This is a genomic window from Halomonas sp. NPDC076908 (assembly GCF_050269715.1).
Lineage (GTDB): Bacteria > Pseudomonadota > Gammaproteobacteria > Pseudomonadales > Halomonadaceae > Vreelandella.
In genome coordinates this window covers 42,036-62,542 of the sequence record NZ_JBNNIW010000025.1, presented here as the reverse complement: position 1 = coordinate 62,542, position 20,507 = coordinate 42,036, and the positions used below count along the sequence as shown (strand labels likewise).

Genomic DNA, 20,507 nt, shown 5'->3' with positions numbered 1-20,507 from the left:
AAGAAGCCGAGTCGGCTGCATCGAAGGCTGAAACAGTTGGGCTACCGCCCGCCGTTTAAGTACATCAAGATGCAAAGCTGGCGTAACGCGGCGTCCCCGCTGGCCCACCTGGCGATACCCAATGCCTACTTGCATGACGATCTGAAGTTGATGGACTTAACTAAGATCAAAACAGGCATCACTGTCCCCGAGTTCGGGGTAAGTTAATGGCATGAGCCGTATACGTGGCCCGTATGTACGGTTCTGTGAGAGGGATGAGGCGGTAACGCCTCACCCTACTCGATATTGAGTTAAGACCATGGTCGGGGGTGGATGTTGGAAAAGTCCAATTTTATGCTGCCAATGTGCCTTACTGAATGCACTGCGGAGTCGTAACACTGGGGACATCGGCGTGGGTTTGAGGTAAACGTGATCAGAAGGCGTTTCACCATAGACCAATGTCGATTAGCTCTAGGCGTTAGAGTGGACTAATCTGGCCTTTTAGAACGAACTAGTATTCGTTATGCGAACTTATAATAATCTAACAAAAGTCCTGGAGTACCCCATGAAAATAACCCTATCCCGGTGCCTGTTGGCGACCGCTATTGCGGGTTTTGGCATCAGTTCGGTTCAAGCGGAAACCACCCTGCGTATGGCGCACTTTTGGCCTGGCCCCTCCGGCGTTAATGAAGATGTTCTGCAGGCCTGGGCTGATACCGTGGCCGAAGAGTCCGGCGGCGAGCTATCGATCCAAATGTTTCCCGCCGGTACCTTAGCCAAACCGGATTCCATTTATGAAGCCGCCGCCAACGGTATTGCCGATATTGGTGCCACGGCACAGGGCTACACCGCTGGCCGCTTCCCGCTGTCACAGATTGTTGAGCTGCCTGGGGTAGCGAGTACGGCAACGCAAGGGGCGTGTGTACTGCAAACGCTTTACGACGACGGTCATTTGGATAGCGAATACGAAGATACCCGCCCGCTATTTATGTTTACCACGGGCCCTGGCGGCATTCACACCATCGATACTGATGTGCAAACGCCTGCTGACCTGCAAGGGCTACGTATTCGCCGCCCCACTGCTGTCGCGGGTGAAATGCTCGAAAACATGGGTGCAAGCCCAGTGGGTATGCCAGCACCAGATATCTATACCTCCATGCAGCGCGGCGTTATTGATGGCCTAAGCTTCCCCTGGGAAGGCTTAAAAGGTTTTCGCGTTAATGAGTTAGTCAGTTATCACACCGAAGTACCGTTCTATACGCTGATCTTTGTCGCCACCATGAATCAACGCGCTTATGAAGGCTTATCTCCCGAGCAGCAGGCGGTCATCGACAATAATTCAGGCATGAAGTGGGCTGAAAAGGCCGGTGAAGTGTTTGACCGTCTAGATGTGGAAGGCAAGCAGGAAGCGGTTGATGCGGGCCACACCATCCGTGAAATCGAAAACCCGCTTGAGCACCCAGACTGGCAGGAGCCGCTGCAAACCGGTATTGAAAACTACTTAACGCAGTTAGAAGAGCGCGGTTTGAGCCAAGCCCGTGAGGTGTATGAAGCTGCACTAGCAGCGAGCGAGTCTTGTGGTACCCAACAGGGATAAGGTGTTATGCAGTCGACTCTCCACTTTCAGCATATTCTCAACAGGGCCAGCCATTGGCTGGCCCTTATTTGTCGTTTGATTGCCGGAATAGCGCTGATTGGCTTACTGGCAGTCACTATCGCCGATGTAAGTACTCGCTACCTTGCCCGCGTGACGGAAGGCGCTATTTCGTTACGCGTGTCAGGGAGCGTGGAGTTAGTTAGCTATTTAATGCTGTTTGCTTTACTAGCGGCAATGTCCGCGAACGTTGAGAAGAGCCAAGTGGTGGTAGAAGCCTTTTCACATCGCTTGCCCCAAACCATTAAAAACCGCTTACAAGGTCTCTATTTTCTTGGCTTTATGGCGCTGGGATTAATTTTATTTGTAGGTTTATGGGACTCAGCAGCGGCGGCTGCCCGGCATGGCACTACCACCCAGGATCTGCGACTGCCCATGGGGCCCATTTATCAGCTGGCAGCCGTGCTCAGTTTACTACTGGGGTTACGCAGCTTTATCCATGCCTTGCTAGGCATTCTTTATGGCAAGGGCGAGGAGGCTGCTCATGGGGAGTGAAGCGATCGGCGCTATTGGTCTTGGGTGTTTGCTAATACTGATGATTCTGCGCGTCCCGGTAGCGTTAACCATGCTCATTGTAGGCGTGGTGGGGTTTGCCCAAGTCGTCAGTTGGGATGCGGCGATTGCACAGCTTAAAACGGTACCCGTAGAGGTGCTTTCCAACTACAGTTTCAGCGCCGTACCTATGTTCATTTTGATGGGCGTTTTGGCTGCTCACTCCGGTATGGCCGGTAAGCTGTTTGATTCAACGCGCACCATTTGCGGTGGCTGGAAGGGTGGCTTGGCGATTGCGGCCATCGGCTCTTGTGGCATCTTTTCCGCTATTTCTGGCTCTTCATTAGCGACGGCGAGCACCATGACCCGGGTAGCGCTGCCGGAGATGGAGCGCTATGGCTATCACCGTGGTTTGGCCACCGGGGCACTTGCCGCAGGCGGCACGCTGGGCATTATGATTCCACCCAGTATTGCGCTCTTGATCTATGCCATTCTTACCGAGCAGTCGGTGGGCGATATGTTTATGGCGGGGTTGATTCCGGGCCTGATGGGCTTGGTGATGTACGCGTTGACGATCTCCGTTGTCATGCGGTTGCGCCCCTCTTTAGCGGTGGCAGGAAAGCCAACGCCCTGGAAAGAGAAGCTGGTGTCGCTCACTGGCTTAATACCGTTCTTTGGCGTTTTCCTGGTGATGATTTTAGGTATCTATTTTGGTGCTTTTACCCCCACCGAAGGGGCCAGCGTCGGGGCATTTGCTACTTTGATTTATGCCCTCGTAAAAGGCATGCGCAGTGCCCAGCTGTGGCGCAGCGTACAGGAAACGCTGGCGCTCTCTGCGGTGGTGTTCTTTATGCTGGTAGGGGCTGAAACGCTGGGTTACTTCATCTCGGTATCGCGTATTTCGTTTTCGATTACTGACATGCTCTACGGCATGGATCTCACACCGCTCGTTGTGGTGCTGTGCATCCTGGCGCTCTACTTTGTGCTGGGCATGTTTATGGACTCCATCGCCATGCTAGTAATCACCGTGCCGGTGGTTTACCCGATCATTCAGGCGATGGGCATTGACCCTGTATGGTTCGGTATTCTGACTGTTTTGACGGTAGAGCTGGGGCTGATGACCCCTCCAGTGGGGATGAACGTGTTTGTGATTAAAGCGATGGCGCCGCATGTCGGGCTAGGTGAGATTTTTAAAGGCGTCGCGCCCTTTGTGGTGTCTGACTTAATACGCCTGGCACTGCTAATCGCTTTCCCGATTTTGAGCACGCTGTTTCTGCTCTAGGCTGGTTTTATTACAAGGAGTTAATGCCATGGTCACTATTCAGCTATTGTCCGCGGGTGAAGCAAAAGCCGCTGAGCACGAAGCCTCTTTTACCCGAGCGAGTCCGTTGAGTGGCGAGGTTGTCACCACGGCGGCAGCAGCAAGCGTAGGTGATGCAAATGCGGCTGCCGACGCGGCAGGCCGGGCGTTTGATAAATGGTCGCAAACAGGCCCAGGCGAACGGCGCGCCAAATTGCTAAAAGCGGCTGAGCTGATGGAAGCGCGTCAGGGCGATTTTATTGATCGTATGATTGATGAGACTGGGGCCACGCCGGGTTGGGCGGGGTTTAACGTCAAGGTGGCCGCCGATGTATTGCGTGAAGCTGCAGCGTTAACGACGCAAATCCAGGGCGATATCATCCCCTCGAACGTACCTGACAGTATGGCGATGGGCGTGCGTGTTCCCTGTGGTGTTGTGGTTGGCATCGCACCCTGGAACGCGCCGATTATTTTAGGTACTCGAGCCATCGCTACGCCCTTGGCCTGCGGCAACACCGTTATTTTGAAAGCTTCCGAGCAGTGCCCGGCGACGCATCACTTGATTGGTGAAGTGTTGCAGGAAGCGGGATTTGGCGACGGTATCGTCAATGTGATTACCAATGCACCGGATAACGCCGCTGATGTCGTAAGCGCGTTGATTGCCCACCCTGCGGTACGCCGGATTAACTTCACTGGCTCCACTGGTGTAGGCAAAATCATTGCCGAGCAAGCGGCCAAACAGTTGAAGCCCGCGTTGCTTGAGTTGGGTGGCAAGGCACCGTTTGTGGTATTGGATGATGCGGATATCGATGCCGCCGTGGACGCAGCGATTTTTGGCGCGTTCTTTAACCAAGGCCAGATCTGCATGTCCACCGAACGTGTCATTGTTGATAACCAGGTGGCAGATGCTTTCGTGGAGAAGTTTGCTGAGCGCGCTCGGGTGTTAAAAGCAGGCGACCCGCGTGATGAGAGCAACACCCTGGGCACGTTAATTAACGCGCAGTCAGGTGAGAAACTAAATAGCCTGATTGATGATGCCGTGACGCAAGGCGCGCACTTAGCCTCTGGCGGAAAAGCGCAAGGGGTGGTGATGCAGGCCACGGTCATCGATGGTGTCACCAGTGATATGCGGCTGTATAGCGAAGAGTCGTTTGGTCCTATCGTGGCGGTGATTCGCGTTAACGGCGAAGAGGAGGCAGTGCGCATCGCCAACGATAGCGAGTACGGACTCTCATCGGCGGTGTTTAGCCGCGATAGCGCACGCGCCATGAAAGTGGCAGGGCGCTTGCAGACGGGCATTTGTCATATCAATGCCCCGACAGTCCACGATGAGCCTCAAATGCCTTTCGGCGGCGTCAAATCTAGCGGCTACGGGCGCTTTGGTGGCAAAGCGGGTATTGAGGAGTTTACCGAGCTGCGTTGGATGACGATGCAGCTAGGGCCGCGCCACTACCCTATCTAAACGCCTAGTTGCCCTTATTTTGGATATTTTTTAAAAAGACGCCAAAAGGGTCTACGCATTTGTGCTGCTCCTTTTGCATATTATACATATTGGCCGTAGAAACGATGAGCACAATAGTTACCAAATTGAATTTGATTGAGACGTGCTTCGAGGTTGATAGTGGACGGAGAACAGGCATCAAATTAGCTATTTGTCGGAGGCTGATCTCCTGCTAAAGGCTGACCTGTATGATGGGGCGTTCTCCGTTATCGAATTATGAATAGGTCATAAATCAAACACTTTACAGAAATATTAAGTTGTTGCACTCAGCTCAGTTCTACGGCCATGGGCTTTTAAGCAAACTACTGATCTTGATTGGCTGGTAACCTGAGTAAGCCTCAAAGACGTATAGGTACACGACTCAAGTGGTTGTTGCTGTCAGCAATACGCTTCAGCAATGAGCAAAGCACTTCTTGTTCGTTCTCGTTCAATGGGGCAAGAATCTCCTTCTGCACCTCGGCAACTGCCGATTCAGAGTCGATGCGAAGTTGCTCGCCCTGCTCGGTGAGACTGACAAACATTGATCGCCGATCCTCTGGTTTTCGGCGTCGATTCACAAGGCTTCGCTCTTCCAGCTTTCTAACCACCACAACTATAGTATTGCGATCTTAGGCGGTGTAACCGCCCAGAGTGATCTGGTCGACCGAACCCATTTCCTCGAGCGCACAAAGTATAATGTACTGCAATTGAGTCAGGTTGCTTGCCTCGCACTTGCGCAGAAATATTGCAACACTGATCTGGTGGCAGCGCCGGAGCAGGTTACCTGGTAGTACGTTTGCATCGGAGAGCGGAGTTCCGGTTATATTATCGCTTTTACTCAGTGATGAATGAAAAAAGCCATGCCATTGATGGGCCCGTCTTTCTGCTCAACGATACATGTACGGATTTCAGGAAAGCGTGACAGCCGGGCAGCAAGTGTTAAACCTGCTGGGCTGCAGCCGACGATAAGTACATCCACCTCTTGGGGTAATTGGTCTGAATTGGCAATTGCCTTGTCAGAGATATAGCGCTTTGGGTCGCCTGTCTGAAAGCCGTTGAGATGAAACTGCATGGCGATTCCTCATCAGAAATATTATTAATATTGATCAGCATTGTGATCATTAGTGTTGTGATTGCTTTGTAGTATTGCAATTATACTTTTTGATAATTGGCCTTCATTCTAAGTACAAAATAATGAGACGGTTGACGGGATATCAGTCCGAAGCTTTCTGACCCCTTATGAATATCTTTGTACCCTCACGATGCTGAAGAATTTTTTTAGAGTTCACATGGATATAAAGAATCCACATATACCTAATTAGCTATAGATATCGCATCGTATATATATTTGACCGATGGCTGCCGATGCCTTCATTACTGTTTACTTCTTGAGATCAGAATAAGGAGAACAAAATGGAACGTGTTTGCGAAGCAGAGCGAATGCTAATCGGAGGTGAACTGGTTGAAAGCGTCACTGGCGAATGGTCTACATCTATAAATCCCGCAACGGAAGAGCCCATTGGTCGTGTACCAGCAGGTTCGTCAGAAGATGTTGATCGAGCGGTACAAGCTGCAGAAAAAGCTTGGCCTGCCTGGGCGGCGTTAACACCGATGGAACGGGCCGCAGCTATGAATCGATTCGCTGACGCTATTGCTGCCCGTGCGGATGAAATACTGCGAATCGAAGTCAGCGATACTGGAAACACGATTCGGCCAATGCGACTGATCGACGTGCCAACAGCCGTGGAGAGTCTGCGCTACTACGCCGGACTTGGCCCCGATCTGCGGGGCGACACAATTCCGGCGACATCTCAGAATCTACACCTGACGCTGCATGAACCCTATGGGGTAGTGGCGCGAATTGCACCTTTTAACCACCCTATCATGTTTGCCGTCGCACGTACCGCCGCGGCGCTGGCGGCAGGTAATGCCGTGATCGTAAAGCCCCCTGAGACATCTCCACTATCGTCGATGGTACTCGCCGAGATCGCTCGCGATACCTTACCTCCGGGTGTGTTTAATATCATAACCGGTGAAGGTGCCGTTGTTGGTAACGCAATCGTTCGACATCCAGGGATCAAGCGGATCGCTTTCATCGGTTCGCCCGAGACCGGACGGGCTATCCAAAAGTCGGCGGCCGAAGTCGGGGTCAAGCACATAACGCTGGAACTGGGCGGCAAGAATCCGATGATTGTGTTCCCCGATTGCGAACCTGAAAAGATCGCTGACGCCGCCGTATTTGGGATGAACTTTTCATGGCAAGGCCAATCCTGTGGCTCGCTCAGTCGTTTGCTAGTGCATGAAGATATCTACGATCACGTGCTTAACGCGGTGGTAGAGCGTGTCGCCGCGTTGCGAATTGGTGATCCCTTGAGTGACGCAACCGATGTAGGGCCGGTCAATTCTGAACTGCACATGCAGCGTATCCTGGCTCATTGCGACAATGCCGATGCTGATGGCGCGCGTCGAATGCTAGGGGGCGCGCGTCCCGAAGGAGAACAGTTCCTTAAGGGGTTCTGGGTAGCGCCAACAGTCTACGGTGATGTGACACCCGACATGCGCTTATGGCAACAAGAAGTCTTTGGGCCTGTTATGGCGATTGGCCGCTGGAAAGACTTTGATGAAGCAGTAGCTATGGCAAATAGCACAGAATATGGCTTAACCGCTGCCGTTTGGACGCATGACATTAACGCAGCACTAAAGATGGCAAAGCAGATCCGGTCGGGGCATATATGGATCAACGGCTCGAGCATGCACTTCCTGGGCGTACCTTTTGGCGGGATGAAGTCAAGCGGCGTGGGCCGCGAGGAAGGTCGTGAAGAGCTGCTTAGCTACACCGAATCAAAAACTATTAACATCATGCTGTCTTGAGAGGAAATCATGAGCCATAAGACCCAAAACAATACACCCTGCTGGGGCTCGGATGCGATCGCCACAACATTAAATGAACTGGACCTTCGTTATATCGCTCTCAACCCCGGAGCGAGTTATCGAGGACTTCACGATAGTTTAGTGAACTTCACCCACAATGACCCTCAACTGTTGCTATGCGTACATGAAGAGGCGGCAGTGGCCATTGCACATGGCTATGCCAAAGTAACTGGGCGCGCCATGGGCGTTGCACTACATTCTAATGTAGGTTTGATGCATGGTTCTATGGGTATTTATAACGCATGGTGCGACCGGGTGCCAATGTTGGTTCTTGGAGCTACAGGACCGGTTGATGCCACACATAGACGCTCCTGGATAGACTGGATCCATACCTCCCAAGACCAAGGCTCACTGATTCGAGACTTTGTAAAGTGGGACGATCAACCTGGCGGTGTCACTGCCACTCTTCACGCGTTAGTCGAAGGGGTTTCTCGTGCGGGAACCGCGCCACGCGGACCAGTATATATAAATATCGATTCAGCACTTCAAGAGAAGACTCTATATGCTCCGCTACCTGACATAGATATAGCCCGCCGAGGAGCCCCAAGGGCTGGCGCGCCCGCGCCCGACTTAGTAAAGGCAGCAGCTAAGCTGTTGTCAGGTGCAGATAAAGTTGTCGTTCTTATGGGCCGCATGTCGCGCTCTGCAACTGACTGGAAGCTGCGAATTGCGTTAATAGAGCGCCTGGGAGCGCAGGTAGTAACTGACTTTAAGACCGGCGCGACATTTCCCAGCACTCATGTCGCGAATGTAGGACGCGCAGGTTACTTTCCAGACACTCAAGCTAAAACCGCCATCGCCGAAGCTGACGTTATAGTCAATTTCGACTGGCTGGACTTCGGAGGCACACTGCGTTCAGTTTTTGGAGATCGTCCGGTTCCAGCGAAAATCATCTCAGCGACGCTGGATGTTCATAACCATCGCGGCTGGGTGAAGGATGGAGGGGCGCCCGCTCCGGCCGATGTAGCCTTCCTTAATGAGCCTGACCAAGTAGTAGCCGCACTAGTAGAAGCACTAGAGGCAAGAGATCCAGATCCAGTTCCTGTGCTTCCCATACCAGCAGAAATCGCGAACGGACCGATGACTCCGCAAGTTATAGCGGCAATAGTGCGCAGCGCTCTTGGTAAGCGCTCTGCATGCCTAATCCGCGCCCCGCTCAGTTGGACAGGTGCGGATTGGCCCGTGGACAATCCTTATGGCTCGCTGGGCTATGATGGAGGCGGCGGCATAGGATCTGGCCCCGGTATGGCGGTGGGTGCAGCCTTAGCGCTACGTGACGAGAAGTCTAAGCTCCTCGCGCTGGCAGTACTGGGCGATGGAGACTTTCTGATGAATGCTTCAGCTATTTGGACTGCGGTAAACCAGAGCATCCCCTTGCTGATTGTCGTCGTGAATAACCATTCATTCTACAACGATGAAGTACACCAGGAGTCGGTTGCTAGAGAGCGGAATCGCCCAGTCGAAAACAAGCATGTTGGCATCGTTATGAACGGGCCAGATATTGATGTCAGTTCCATAGCTCAAGGCTTCGGGGCGGTAAGTTATGGTCTGTTAAGCTCACCTGATGAAGTGAAAAAAGCTATGATTGATGCTCTGGATGTGTTTGATAGTGGCGGTGTAGCGGTAGTTGAGATTGAGGCCGCTAAGGGGTACGCACCTTCGATGGAAAATGCGATGAGATCGCCAGGCTAATTGCTTAGCGCTTGGGTTATTTCATCCAGCATCATGGACTGGAATTTGGCCAATTTCTTGTGTTTCCTACGCACCAGATAAACCGGAACACGTAATTCCATACCTGATGTATCGAGCCTTCTTAGTAGTCCCGAGGCAAGTTCGTCGTTGACCGAAGATTGGAACAAGAAGGCAACCCCTGCACCGGCGCGTACTGCCTGTTTAATTGCTTCGGCATGTCCAAATTCCATTACAATTTGGTTGCGCGACACGCCAAATTCCATTAACAAGTGCTCCTCGATCTCGCGACGAGGAGTGCGTAACTGAGCAGTGACGAAAGGCAGTTCAGCAAGCTCCTCAAGCGATACGCTTTTTGTCTTGGGCCCCGAATTATTAGAAGCAACGAGGATTAACTGCTCATCCCGCACACGCTGCACTTCCAAACCTGCGATTTCATGACGTGGGTCTAGAATAGTAAAAGCAAAGTCGCATTCACCTTGCAGCACCGCATCCGTCGCTAATATTGGGGTAGTTACTTGTACTGATATTTCCCCTTGGGGATAACGCTGCCTTATCGATGCGATAATACTAGGCAGAACGTAAGAGCCCAGAGTCATCGAAGCACCCACCTTAGCCTTCCCTGCCAGTCCACGCTGAGTATCAGCTATTTCACGTTCAAGCTCATGAGTGCGAATGACAACATCGTGAGCCCATTGATAAACACGTTCCCCTTCTTCGGTTAATGCTATTCGACGTCCACTTCGTTCAGTTAGTGATACCCCTAATTTGTCCGCAAGCGATTTAAGATGTGCTGAGACGACAGGCTGAGCAATGTTAAGGCGCTCTGCAGCACGAGAAATGCTCTTCAGCTCGGCGACCATGCAAAAGACCTCGAGCTTATGAATGGAGAGCTGGGAGACAAAGGATCGCATAGTAATCTATACCTTTAAGAGTATAAAGAAGCATATAAATATATATTAGTTCAAGTGACAATACACAACTAGTCTGAAGGAAGTCATTCCCAATCCCTTCCGGCGGAGTAGCCAACAAATGTCTGAAAATATGAGCGTACGTTTCGAGCACGATATCCTTGAGACGACAATTACCAACCTAGTCATTGCCAATCGCATTCTTGCTCGTGAAGACGTAATAGATGACTTTGGGCATGTGAGCGTACGAAACCCACTGAACCCTGATCGCTATTTCTTATCGCGCTCGCGCAGTCCCGAGGTAGTGACCCGTGGCGATATCATGGAGTTTACGTTGGATGGCGAGTTGGTCGGCAGTGACCATCGTCGGCCTTATGCTGAGCGACATATTCATGGCGCAATTTATAAGGATCGACCCGACGTGAACGCGGTCACGCATCATCATGCGCGCTCAATCCTGCCGTTTACCATGAACGCCATTTCATTGCGTCCGATCTTTCATATGTCAGCCGTAATAGGCTCAACAATAGAAACTTGGGACAGCCAAGACGAATTCGGCGATACCAATATGCTTGTAGATTCAATGGAGATGGGCCACTCGCTTTCTAAGGTACTTGGTGAAAGCCGTGTTGCTCTATTGCGTGGGCATGGGTGTGTCTGTGCTGCTGACAATCTTAAGGCGGTTTGCATGGTCTCTATAGGATTGAAGGATAATGCCAAGCTCATTCATGACACGTTACAGATCGGAGAACTGAGCTACTTGACCGACGGAGAGATAGAAAAAACCAGCGCCATGCTCCTAAGTCCTATGCCATTAGCACGTGCGTGGGATTATTGGGTGGCACGTGCTGGATATAGTGGAATATAAGCACGGAAGCGATTGACCCCAACAAAAACAAGCTATTTATCATCGATAAAAATAAAATTAACAACGGAGTATTACCATGAAAAAAACAATGCTGGGCGCAATTTTCCTCGGTACAACACTCTTTATGGCTAACGGTGCAAACGCACAGTCGCTTGGTATTGGCGCAGGAACTCAAGGCTCACAAAACTACGCCGTCAATGCCGGTATGGCGAAGTTTCTATCTGATGAAGCGGGTATAGATGTGCGTGTTCAGGCCTATGGCGGAACGGGACAGTCGATGCCAATGATTGATACAGGGCGTCTAGACCTGCAATTAATACCAAGTCCCGATATTTCGGCTGCTGTACAGGGACAGGAGCCATTCGAGGGTAGGCCCCTGGAAAACCTTCGAGTTGTTGCCTCGCTGAGCTCCTCAGCTTATGGCTTCATGGTGCGTGAAGATTCAGATTATTACAAAGTCTCCGATATTGAAGGCACGAGTATCACCTATGGGTACACAGCTCAGCCGACCTTAAAATTTCAGGTCGATGGCATTCTCGCTGCTGGGGGGCTGTCTATTGATGATATGGAAGCGCACATGGTTCCTTCTGTGCCAAATGGCGTCGATGACTTTATTACGGGCAACGTAGATGTAGCTTTCTTCGCATTACAAGGGGGTAAAACACGCGAGGCAGATGCTTCCCTAGGCATCCGCTGGCTTGCGGTCAACGATACACCCGAGGCCGAAGCAGCGATGCAGGAATTCGTACCCACCTCTTATATTCAGACGGTCGAACCGGGCAGTGACAGTGTAGGCGTGGATGAGCCTACTCCAATGATGGGTTACGACTACGTGCTAACGGCGGGAACACATGTTCCTGAAGAAACTGTTTATGAAATTGTGAAGCTTTTACATGATAATCCTGAAAAAGTGCGTGGAATTCTCAGAACCTTTGCGGAATTTGATCCTGAAAGAATGGCGCCTGAATTCAATGGGTTAAGCTATCACCCAGGTGCGATTAGCTTTTATAATGAAGTAGGGATGATGGAGTAACGTCATGCTAGAGTCCAAAGATGACACCATGGTTCCTGACATGTCTACTAGTGTGATCAAGCAGTTGAAGATGCTCGCAGGAGGACTAATGGTACTGCTGCCGGTCGCTTATGCCGGCAACATGCATCAACTGCTGAACATTTCAGTTTACGATGTACAGCTCTTGGCCTTAGTTCTAACACTTGCTCTCTCTGCTGGTTTTTTGATCATGGCGGAGCACTCTCAAAAAAGACTTCTTAAAATAACCGATTTTGTCTGTGCGGCTTTAACATTTTGTGTTGGGCTGTATGTCTCCCTCTACTATCCAATGATATCGATGGAGGCTCCCTATCTTCCGGGCTGGCTTATTGCGACTAGCGTAGTCCTGTTCAGCGCACTTATATTTAACCTGCCAAGCTCTGCCGGTATTGGCATCCTATCGGTTGTTCTGATATTTCTAGCCTACGGGCTATTTGGACATCTTGTCCCAGGAGAACTTCAGAGCAGAGAGACAACGTTATCGGAGCTGGTGGTCTATCTCGCGATCGATGCAAATGGGATGCTTGGTACTGCTCTAAAAGTCGCAGTGCTAATCGTCATTCCATTTTTGCTGTTCGGCCAGCTGCTGGCGCGTTGCGGGGCAGCTGATTTTTTCAATGACATCGCTTTAGCGGGCATGGGGCGATTTCGAGGGGGGCCAGCCAAAGTTGCCGTCACCGCCTCGGGGCTCTTCGGCTCAATATCGGGCAGTGCCGTGGGTAACGTGGTTGGCACTGGCGTTGTTACGATCCCAATGATGAAAAGGGCAGGCTTCACCCCTTCTTATGCAGCCTCGGTAGAGGCAGTGGCTTCTACAGGTGGCCAACTAGTACCTCCTGTAATGGGGGCGGCTGCATTTATCATGGCAGACTTCATAGGTGTCGACTACTCAACGGTCATGATGGCAGCGCTGCCTTCTGCACTGCTGTACTACCTTGCCATTTTTATCAACGTTGATCTTTATGCCGCCAAGCGCAATATTCGCTCGGTCGAAGCCTCCCAGATCCCCTCAGGCTGGCATTCGTTAAAACAAGGCTGGCATTTTCTAATTCCTTTTTTAATCCTCTTTTATGCACTGTTTGCTTTAAATATGCGCCCCGAACGAGCGGCCGTTTTGGCGGTGCTCACCCTGTTAATTGTAAGCTTAATTTTTGGGTATCGTGGACGCCGCATTGCGCTTAGTGATATTTGGCCGGTTGTGTCTTCAGCAGGGGGAGCCGCGTGTGGGCTCGTTATTGTTTGTGCTGCAGCTGGTTTAATCATTGGTGTACTCAATATTTCAGGCCTCGCCTTTAATCTCACGCTTCATATTATCAACGCAAGTGGAGAGAATGTTTTCCTGCTAGCTCTCATTACCGCGCTAATTAGTATTGTGCTAGGTATGGGAATGCCCACTGTAGGGGTATATATCTTACTCGCAACGCTAGTGGCGCCAGCACTTGTTGAGGTCGGTATACCTGTGATTTCGGCACACCTTTTCGTCTTTTACTTCGGTCTTCTTTCTATGGTGACTCCACCTGTGGCCCTCGCTTCATTCGCGGCCGCTAACATTGCTGGTGCTGGAGCGTGGAGTACGAGTATTGCTGCAATGCGCCTGGCCTGGCCAGCCTATGTCGTACCGTTTCTATTTCTATTTGCCCCATCTCTTATATTAGAAGGGAGCCTTATAGAGGTAGTTTTGGCGTTAGGAACGGCAATATTAGGCATATACATGGTTACGGCGGGAATCGTTGGTTATATGCACGGTATAGTGAGCACATGGTATCGCTGCTTATTACTATTTGGAGGGTTATTCCTGCTTATTCCAGCGGATCTTTTCTCCGGTGGCTTCTACACCGACATTATAGGCTTAACAGTTTTAGGCTTTTGCATAGCTTATAAATATTTCTCTAAAAATAGGTCTGCCCTTCCCTTGGTTTAGTTTTTTGCTTGAAATATAGTGAAAACGTAATCTAAGGGGAAAATTGGGAGCATGTTTTACGATGTTCAGAACTCAAATGATTTATTCATAATTGGAAAATCATTTTAGAGGGTGGCCTTTCTCCCAACACTATCGCTTTGAATACAGACCTGGCCGCCGCCCAGATATAGTGCCCTTTATGACTGAGCGTGCTGCCGCAGCCGAAAATCCCTTGGTGAAAGGGCGGTATTGCGCTTAAAAAAGCGCGTGAAGTAAGCCGGTTCTGAGAAGCCTAAGCTGTCGGAGACCTCGCCAATGGTCATATTGGTATAGGTGAGCTGGCGCTTGGCTTCTAGCATTAGGCGCTCATGCAGTAATTGCAGAGCGCTGTGCCCGGCGAGTTGGCGGCAGAGCAGGTTCAAGTGTGCGCTGCTCACACCTATCTGCTCGGCTAACTGTTCAATGCTTGGCTGTTCACGGTAATGAGCTTCGATCAGCGCTTGGAAGTTCTCAAGATGCATGCGCCCCTTATCGTACTGGCGGGGGCCATGGCGCTTTGCAGGCCTGTCAGGATAATCGGTAAGACGCGATAACTCGACAACTAACGCCTGTACCAGCGCTTCAAGCAGCCGGTTTCGTCCAGGAGCGGGCTGGCGGTACTCCTGGTCAATTTGGTCGATTAACGTTGCAATGCGCTGGGTGTTAGCGGGCTGATTAAGGCGTAGAAAATCGGCTTTGCGTAGCGCACTGCTTTCACCCATTAGCTCGTTAAGGTGATCGGCCAACGGCTTCGCCAGGGTAATAATGTGACCGCCGATATCGGGAGAAAAATGAAAACCATGGATGGCCATCGCGGGCACAATAATGGTTACCGCGCCTTCAAGGCGTTGTTTAGCCCCTTCAAGCTCTAGTTCAAGGCTGCCGTGGCTGATAAATAGAATATGCACTAAATCAACATGCCGGTGAGGGCGAATGCGCCAATCATGCAGACGGCTGCGTTCGGGAATTGACTCACAGTGTAATAAGTCCGGCGTCGGCCAGTGCTGGGTTTCACCGTATAGCTTGAACACGGGAACATGGGTTGTCGTTGCTGTTTTCACGCGCTGCTCCTCATGCGACTAATGTCGTGCCATAACGCTTGGAAAGTCCAATTAACTGTTCCATTCATGCCTTATTATGCGCATCGTTTCATTGAAAAATACAAGTCATAAGCATTTATATAATGACAACGATGAGGCCCCTATGAAAACCCAGGTCGCGATAATTGGCGCAGGCCCCTCTGGCCTATTGCTGGGCCAGCTACTGCATCGCCAAGGCATTGATAACGTGATTGTTGAGCGGCGTAGCGGAGAGTATGTATTAAGCCGTATTCGCGCCGGTGTGCTTGAGCAGGGCATGGTGGACCTACTGCGCGAAGCGGGTGTTGAACAGCGGATGGAGGAAGAAGGCTTACCCCATGATGGTTTTGAGCTTGCCTTCGACAACCGCCGCGTGCGTGTCGCTCTGGATGAGCTGACCGGTGGCAGTAAAGTCATGATTTACGGTCAAACCGAGGTAACGCGGGATTTAATGGAGGCTCGTGAAGCTAACGGTGCAACAACACTTTATGAAGCAGAAAACGTTCAGCCCCACGATCTGGAGAGTGACAGCCCCTATCTCACCTTTGAGCACAACGGCGAAACGGTCAGGCTCGATTGCGATTACATTGCCGGTTGTGATGGCTACCATGGTGTATCCCGCCAATCGATTCCTCAAGAGCGTATTAAAGAGTTTGAAAAGGTCTATCCGTTTGGCTGGCTGGGGGTTCTCTCGGACACGCCCCCGGTCTCTGATGAGCTGATCTACGCGCGCCATGAGCGCGGCTTTAGTCTGTGTAGCATGCGCTCCGCCACCCGCAGCCGTTACTACCTGCAAGTGCCGTTAGATGAAAAAGTTGAAAACTGGTCAGATGAGCGGTTTTGGCAAGAGCTGAAGCACCGCCTGCCTGACGACGTTGCCGCAAAGCTGGTGACTGGGCCTTCGATTGAGAAGAGCATCGCGCCGCTGCGAAGCTATGTGGTTGAACCCATGCAGTACGGGCGGCTGTTTCTGGTCGGCGATGCGGCGCATATCGTGCCGCCCACTGGTGCCAAAGGGCTTAACTTGGCTGCCAGCGATGTCAATACGCTTTACCGGTTAATGATGAAGGTCTACCAAGAAGGCCGTACAGATCTGATCGAGCGCTACTCGCAAACGTGCCTGAAACGCATCTGGAAAGCCGAGCGTTTCTCCTGGTGGATGACCTCCATGCTGCATAACTTCTCAGATGAAGAGGATTTCAACAGCCGCATGCAGCTGGCCGAGTTGGATTACGTGACTAGCTCTAAAGCGGGGCTAACCACCATTGCAGAAAACTATGTGGGCCTGCCCTATGAGTCGCTTGAGTAGCGCTTAGCTTTTTTCCAGTTTTCCTCATTGCCCAAGCATCTGCTTGGGCTTTTTTGCTTAAATGTCATGAAAAGTTGTAAAGTTCTTCACGCTTTCACGTCCGGTAATAAAGACATTCTCGGGAGCTTCTTAATAACCAAGTGCCAAGCCGAATAAACAAAGCGGAAGTCATGGGAGGCGTAGGTTCCGCTACAGATAACAGTACTATCTTTCGTTTAAGCGCACTGGAACACGGCTTAAATGGTTATTATCGTTAGCGATCTTTTGCAGCAGAGAAAGCAATATCTGTTGCTCTTCGGCGTTAAGCGGCGCCAGGATGTCACTTTGAACTTCTTCAACGGCAGGTTCTACGGCTTCTCGTAACGCCTTTCCTTCCTTGGTGAGCTTCACCACCATCGAACGACGATCTTCAGGGTTGCGGTGCCGGGTAATGAGTCCGCGCTCCTCTAATTTTCGAACCACGACCGCGATGGTATTGCGATCTAACGCCGTATAGCCGCCTAAGGTGATTTGGTCACTGGCTCCCATCTCTTCAAGTGCAGAAAGAATTATATATTGCAGTTGGGTAAGGTTGAACGCTTCGCACTTGCGCAAAAAAATAGCCACGCTAATTTGGTGGCAGCGTCTTAAAAGATTGCCAGGTAAGTCAAAAGCTTCAGATAGCGGTGATCGGGTCATGTGGAGTCTTATAAAGGGTAAAAATACGTTGTGACCATAGCAGAAGTTTCTGTGATAGGCACTGGATGAGAGGCATTGGCCGCCATGATACTGGCCAGTGCCTCTCTTCAATAAAGAGTAAGCAGGAGATAATGGCTATACTTAAACAAAAACGTTAACGAGCCAGGGGTTAAAGATGACCGCCAATATAACGAGGCAGGCCGCGAGGATGAACGGAAAGATCCACTTTGTAATGCGAGGCAAGCTAACGTTGCTGATAGCGGAGGCAACATAGAGCCCTGCACCAACAGGTGGCGTTAATAGTCCGAGGCTTAGTGTCATACAGGTGATGATGCCAAAATGGACGGGATCAATACCGTAACTTTGTTGTGCCACTGGAAGCAAAATTGGCACTAGGATGATCAGCGCGGCGATCCCATCAAGCACCATCCCTACTACCATCAGCATCATGAACACCAGAAGCATAAACACCAGCGGGCTTTCGGTTGTGCCTTGCATTAGCCCGGCTACCTGCTGAGGTATCTGGTTATACACCAGTACCCAGCCAAAAGCTTTTGCCGCGACAATCAGAAATAGCACAATGGCAGTATTGCGTGCTGTTCGGCTCAAAACACCAGGTAACTGCCCCCACTTAAGCTCTCGAAAGAAGAGGGCGCCTATCACCACCGCCATTAGCGTCGCAGCCGCTGCAGACTCAGTAGGCGTCACTATGCCAAACGCGATACCACCCACAATGACGATGGGAATGCTAAGTGTGAGCAGTGCGCCACGAGTCGCACGCCATAGAGGCGTGCGTTCCTGATCAACACTGCCTTTCTTACGCGCGCGACGCGCCATGATCGCGATTAAGCCGCTGATCAGTATAAACAGCAGTAGCCCAGGCAGAATGCCCCCCATGAACATGGCACCAATCGACACTTGAGCAATGACGCCATAGATAATAAACACCATTGACGGCGGAATAATCGGCCCCAGCAGGCCAGCACCTGCCGTCAACGCAGCGGCGAACCCCTTGTCGTAACCATCACGCTCCAATTCGGGGGTCATTACCCGGCTCATAATGGCGATTTGCGCCGTCGCTGAACCCATAATAGAGGCGAGCATCAAGTTCGAGGTGAGGGATACATAGGCAATGCTATGAGGAATCCACGCAAACCAGGCTCGTGTGGCGGTGATAATGCGACGTGTAATGCCGCCCTCATTCATTATTTCGCCTAAAAGAATAAACAGCGGAATCGCCAGCAGATCAAATACCTCTAGCGAGCCAAAAATAACCTGGGGTAGGTTTTCAAATAAACGGTAGTTGCCGGAAGTGATCACGAAGGTAAGTGTTGAAGCCAGGAGGACAAAGGCAATGGGCATTCCAAGCAGCATCAACACAATAAAAGCCGCAAGCGTCATTGGGTCACTCCTCGTCGTTGGCTAGGGCGAAACTCGCTCGCGAGCGATCAAAAAGCCTAGCGATGAGGTGAAAAATCGATGTGACACAGAAAAGCGGCACGATGAGATAGAAGTGCCACTTGGGCCAATCGAGCGTAATAGCTATATCGTAGTGGATCGAAGGTGACCACAGCCAAGCGATGGTGTACCACAGAATAGTAGTAAGTATCGCCAGACAGACCAGCTCAGTAAGCCAATAGCAAGCGCGCTGAGCCGTTTTAGGCAGCATCGCAATCAGCATGGTCAAACGTACGTGCTGGTCATTATGTATGGCGATAGAGATGGCGAGAAACGCCATCCAAATCAGAATATATACGGCTAGCTCATTGGCAAAAAAGAGCGGGCTGTTAAGTACGTATCGTGCGAAAACATTGGTAATAAGCAACGCGCTAAAAGCTATTATCAGCATGTTGCAGAGCAGCTGTTCAACCCCGGCTAGCTGGCGACTCGCCTTGGTTAGCCAGGTATCTTGGGGAAAATGCATCTTGGGTACGCCTCTTTGGTTCGGGGCGCAGAAGCGCCCCGGCGCATTTTATTCAGCGTTAAGGAGTTCGGTAGACTGTTGCTGGAATGCTTGGATAAGCGGATGGTCGCCAAAGCGCTCAGCGAACGCTTGGTTCGCCGTGCTGAAAGCGTCTTCAGCGCTTTCGAGCGTATACACATTAATGCGGTCTTCGAGCATGGTCAGATTACGTTCTTCCGCTTCTATTTGTGCCTCAATACCCCAAGCCAGCGCATCCTCCATGGCGGCGTCTATCAATTGGCGCTCATCATCAGAGAGCGAGGCGCGCGTGGCCTGGCTCATTACCGACACGGCAGGGAAGGCCATGTGATTGGTCAGCGTGAGATGTTCGGCGACCTCGTAAAAGCCAGACCCCACTAAAGCATCAAGATCGATATCCACGCCATCTAGCATACCGTTCTGTAGACCTTGATAAACATCCGGCAAACTGATCGGCATTGGTCGAGCGTCGACCGCTCGCCACCAAGCGTTCATCGCTGAAAAGGGGATAATGCGCATATTTTTGCCAGCAACATCCGCTGCACTTTCTATTTGCTCGTCACGCATCAAAATGTGACGCATGCCCGCAAATGTGTAGCCAAAGGCGTGAAGACCTTTGTTTTCTAAATTCCTAAGCATCTGCTGGGCTGCATCGGTATCGGCCACTTCGGCCGCCTGGGCCACACTATTAAATTGAAACGGCGTAAACCAACCGACTACCGATGGTTCGCGTTGGCTAGTTAATGCAGCTGTCATAATGCCCATGTCGAGTAAGCCTGTTTCCATTTGCGAAAACATCGCTGACTCATCACCCATTTGACCAGAAGGAAATAGCGCTACAGTCAATTCACCGTCGCTGCGCTCGGCAACCTCGTCGGCAAAGCGCTCAGCGGTTTGCGTCCAGATGTGCTGTGGAGGAGTGATCAAACCTAAGCGAAGTTCCTTGGCCATGAGCGGTGTGCTAACGAGGAGCAAAGTGGCTGAAAGCAGCGTTATGCTTAGGGTATGGCGGCACGAAACGTGTGAGGTAATTATCATTGTTAACTCTCTTGTCATTTGTCGCTGGGGGAGGGCAATTGCCTGACCATGTATCTATCAAAGTCGAGAAGGTCAAGGCATGCGGATGATTGATTCTTGATATGCGTCATTATTGTGATGATCACAATAATGATCAATTATCCGAAGGTCGATACATAGATAGGGTA

Annotated in this window: 19 protein-coding genes; 11 read left to right on the top strand and 8 right to left on the bottom strand. The window is 51.1% G+C overall.

Translation table 11 applies throughout. The annotated features are described in order from the left end of the window. From ACQKE4_RS14480 to ACQKE4_RS14460, 5 genes are all read left to right on the top strand, one after another. Positions 1-207, top strand: a 207-nt coding sequence (locus tag ACQKE4_RS14480; RefSeq protein ID WP_427389075.1) for a hypothetical protein, incomplete at its 5' end; no start/stop codon positions are given. 337 nt (positions 208-544) lie between these two features. Beyond that, positions 545-1,576 (top strand): TRAP transporter substrate-binding protein, encoded by a 1,032-nt coding sequence (locus tag ACQKE4_RS14475; RefSeq protein WP_427389074.1) that lies wholly within the window; start codon positions 545-547, stop codon positions 1,574-1,576. 6 nt (positions 1,577-1,582) lie between these two features. Beyond that, complete coding sequence (locus ACQKE4_RS14470) at positions 1,583-2,128, top strand: TRAP transporter small permease (protein WP_290833854.1); 546 nt, start codon at positions 1,583-1,585, stop codon at positions 2,126-2,128. Then, a complete protein-coding gene (locus tag ACQKE4_RS14465) occupies positions 2,118-3,407 on the top strand; it encodes a TRAP transporter large permease (protein WP_290833852.1) in 1,290 nt (429 codons plus the stop codon). Before ACQKE4_RS14470 ends, ACQKE4_RS14465 begins: the two co-directional genes overlap by 11 nt. A 28-nt stretch (positions 3,408-3,435) precedes the next feature. Next, positions 3,436-4,887: an aldehyde dehydrogenase gene (locus tag ACQKE4_RS14460; RefSeq protein ID WP_290833850.1), complete on the top strand. Its 1,452-nt coding sequence runs from the start codon at positions 3,436-3,438 to the stop codon at positions 4,885-4,887. A gap of 377 nt (positions 4,888-5,264) precedes the next feature. Here the strand turns inward: ACQKE4_RS14460 and ACQKE4_RS14455 are convergent, their stop codons facing one another. After that, positions 5,265-5,522, bottom strand: a complete 258-nt coding sequence (locus ACQKE4_RS14455; protein WP_290833882.1) for a MarR family winged helix-turn-helix transcriptional regulator — start codon at positions 5,520-5,522, stop codon at positions 5,265-5,267. A gap of 221 nt (positions 5,523-5,743) precedes the next feature. Beyond that, complete coding sequence (locus tag ACQKE4_RS14450; protein WP_290833848.1) at positions 5,744-5,977, bottom strand: hypothetical protein; 234 nt, start codon at positions 5,975-5,977, stop codon at positions 5,744-5,746. A gap of 341 nt (positions 5,978-6,318) precedes the next feature. Here ACQKE4_RS14450 and ACQKE4_RS14445 point away from each other — a divergent pair, with 341 nt between their 5' ends. Beyond that, entirely contained in the window at positions 6,319-7,776 is a 1,458-nt protein-coding gene (locus ACQKE4_RS14445) for an aldehyde dehydrogenase family protein (RefSeq protein WP_427389073.1), read from the top strand. Positions 7,777-7,785: 9 nt separating this feature from the next. Further along, positions 7,786-9,528 carry a thiamine pyrophosphate-binding protein gene (locus ACQKE4_RS14440; RefSeq protein ID WP_427389072.1) on the top strand — a complete coding sequence of 581 codons (1,743 nt, stop codon included), beginning with the start codon at positions 7,786-7,788 and terminating at the stop codon, positions 9,526-9,528. On the opposite strand, the gene ACQKE4_RS14435 is transcribed toward ACQKE4_RS14440, so the two are convergent. Next, on the bottom strand, positions 9,525-10,439 hold the full coding sequence (locus ACQKE4_RS14435; RefSeq protein WP_290836600.1) for a LysR family transcriptional regulator: 915 nt from the start codon (positions 10,437-10,439) through the stop codon (positions 9,525-9,527). The two genes, ACQKE4_RS14440 and ACQKE4_RS14435, sit on opposite strands and share 4 nt — an antisense overlap. A gap of 118 nt (positions 10,440-10,557) precedes the next feature. Between ACQKE4_RS14435 and ACQKE4_RS14430 the strand changes: the two genes are divergently transcribed. The 3 genes from ACQKE4_RS14430 to ACQKE4_RS14420 all read left to right on the top strand — a co-directional run bounded on the left by ACQKE4_RS14430 (position 10,558) and on the right by ACQKE4_RS14420 (position 14,276). Then, on the top strand, positions 10,558-11,304 hold the full coding sequence (locus tag ACQKE4_RS14430) for a class II aldolase/adducin family protein (RefSeq protein WP_197671968.1): 747 nt from the start codon (positions 10,558-10,560) through the stop codon (positions 11,302-11,304). Positions 11,305-11,380: 76 nt separating this feature from the next. Then, positions 11,381-12,337, top strand: coding sequence for a TAXI family TRAP transporter solute-binding subunit (locus tag ACQKE4_RS14425; protein ID WP_290836599.1), 957 nt, complete (start codon positions 11,381-11,383; stop codon positions 12,335-12,337). 4 nt (positions 12,338-12,341) lie between these two features. Next, positions 12,342-14,276 (top strand): TRAP transporter permease, encoded by a 1,935-nt coding sequence (locus tag ACQKE4_RS14420; protein WP_290836598.1) that lies wholly within the window; start codon positions 12,342-12,344, stop codon positions 14,274-14,276. A gap of 176 nt (positions 14,277-14,452) precedes the next feature. Here the strand turns inward: ACQKE4_RS14420 and ACQKE4_RS14415 are convergent, their stop codons facing one another. Then, on the bottom strand, positions 14,453-15,355 hold the full coding sequence (locus ACQKE4_RS14415) for a helix-turn-helix domain-containing protein (RefSeq protein WP_427389071.1): 903 nt from the start codon (positions 15,353-15,355) through the stop codon (positions 14,453-14,455). 142 nt (positions 15,356-15,497) lie between these two features. On the opposite strand from ACQKE4_RS14415, the gene pobA reads away from it, so the two are divergent. Next, a complete protein-coding gene (pobA, locus tag ACQKE4_RS14410; RefSeq protein WP_427389070.1) occupies positions 15,498-16,682 on the top strand; it encodes a 4-hydroxybenzoate 3-monooxygenase in 1,185 nt (394 codons plus the stop codon). 204 nt (positions 16,683-16,886) lie between these two features. On the opposite strand, the gene ACQKE4_RS14405 is transcribed toward pobA, so the two are convergent. From ACQKE4_RS14405 to ACQKE4_RS14390, 4 genes are all read right to left on the bottom strand, one after another. Beyond that, entirely contained in the window at positions 16,887-17,360 is a 474-nt protein-coding gene (locus ACQKE4_RS14405) for a MarR family winged helix-turn-helix transcriptional regulator (protein ID WP_290836595.1), read from the bottom strand. 141 nt (positions 17,361-17,501) lie between these two features. Continuing rightward, a complete protein-coding gene (locus tag ACQKE4_RS14400) occupies positions 17,502-18,761 on the bottom strand; it encodes a TRAP transporter large permease (protein ID WP_290836594.1) in 1,260 nt (419 codons plus the stop codon). A 4-nt stretch (positions 18,762-18,765) separates the two neighbouring features. Beyond that, complete coding sequence (locus ACQKE4_RS14395; protein WP_427389069.1) at positions 18,766-19,284, bottom strand: TRAP transporter small permease; 519 nt, start codon at positions 19,282-19,284, stop codon at positions 18,766-18,768. 48 nt (positions 19,285-19,332) lie between these two features. Continuing rightward, a complete protein-coding gene (locus ACQKE4_RS14390) occupies positions 19,333-20,253 on the bottom strand; it encodes a TRAP transporter substrate-binding protein (protein WP_290836593.1) in 921 nt (306 codons plus the stop codon). Positions 20,254-20,507 lie beyond the last annotated feature (254 nt).

Bases quoted from the DNA above. Each gene is read 5' to 3' on its own strand.
- ACQKE4_RS14475 (WP_427389074.1), top strand. From the start codon at position 545: ATGAAAATAACCCTATCCCGGTGCCTGTTGGCGACCGCTATTGCGGGT.
- ACQKE4_RS14470 (WP_290833854.1), top strand. From the start codon at position 1,583: ATGCAGTCGACTCTCCACTTTCAGCATATTCTCAACAGGGCCAGCCAT.
- ACQKE4_RS14465 (WP_290833852.1), top strand. From the start codon at position 2,118: ATGGGGAGTGAAGCGATCGGCGCTATTGGTCTTGGGTGTTTGCTAATA.
- ACQKE4_RS14460 (WP_290833850.1), top strand. From the start codon at position 3,436: ATGGTCACTATTCAGCTATTGTCCGCGGGTGAAGCAAAAGCCGCTGAG.
- ACQKE4_RS14450 (WP_290833848.1), bottom strand. From the start codon at position 5,977: ATGCAGTTTCATCTCAACGGCTTTCAGACAGGCGACCCAAAGCGCTAT.
- ACQKE4_RS14445 (WP_427389073.1), top strand. From the start codon at position 6,319: ATGGAACGTGTTTGCGAAGCAGAGCGAATGCTAATCGGAGGTGAACTG.
- ACQKE4_RS14440 (WP_427389072.1), top strand. From the start codon at position 7,786: ATGAGCCATAAGACCCAAAACAATACACCCTGCTGGGGCTCGGATGCG.
- ACQKE4_RS14435 (WP_290836600.1), bottom strand. From the start codon at position 10,439: ATGCGATCCTTTGTCTCCCAGCTCTCCATTCATAAGCTCGAGGTCTTT.
- ACQKE4_RS14430 (WP_197671968.1), top strand. From the start codon at position 10,558: ATGTCTGAAAATATGAGCGTACGTTTCGAGCACGATATCCTTGAGACG.
- ACQKE4_RS14425 (WP_290836599.1), top strand. From the start codon at position 11,381: ATGAAAAAAACAATGCTGGGCGCAATTTTCCTCGGTACAACACTCTTT.
- ACQKE4_RS14420 (WP_290836598.1), top strand. From the start codon at position 12,342: ATGCTAGAGTCCAAAGATGACACCATGGTTCCTGACATGTCTACTAGT.
- pobA (WP_427389070.1), top strand. From the start codon at position 15,498: ATGAAAACCCAGGTCGCGATAATTGGCGCAGGCCCCTCTGGCCTATTG.
- ACQKE4_RS14405 (WP_290836595.1), bottom strand. From the start codon at position 17,360: ATGACCCGATCACCGCTATCTGAAGCTTTTGACTTACCTGGCAATCTT.
- ACQKE4_RS14400 (WP_290836594.1), bottom strand. From the start codon at position 18,761: ATGACGCTTGCGGCTTTTATTGTGTTGATGCTGCTTGGAATGCCCATT.
- ACQKE4_RS14395 (WP_427389069.1), bottom strand. From the start codon at position 19,284: ATGCATTTTCCCCAAGATACCTGGCTAACCAAGGCGAGTCGCCAGCTA.
- ACQKE4_RS14390 (WP_290836593.1), bottom strand. From the start codon at position 20,253: ATGGCCAAGGAACTTCGCTTAGGTTTGATCACTCCTCCACAGCACATC.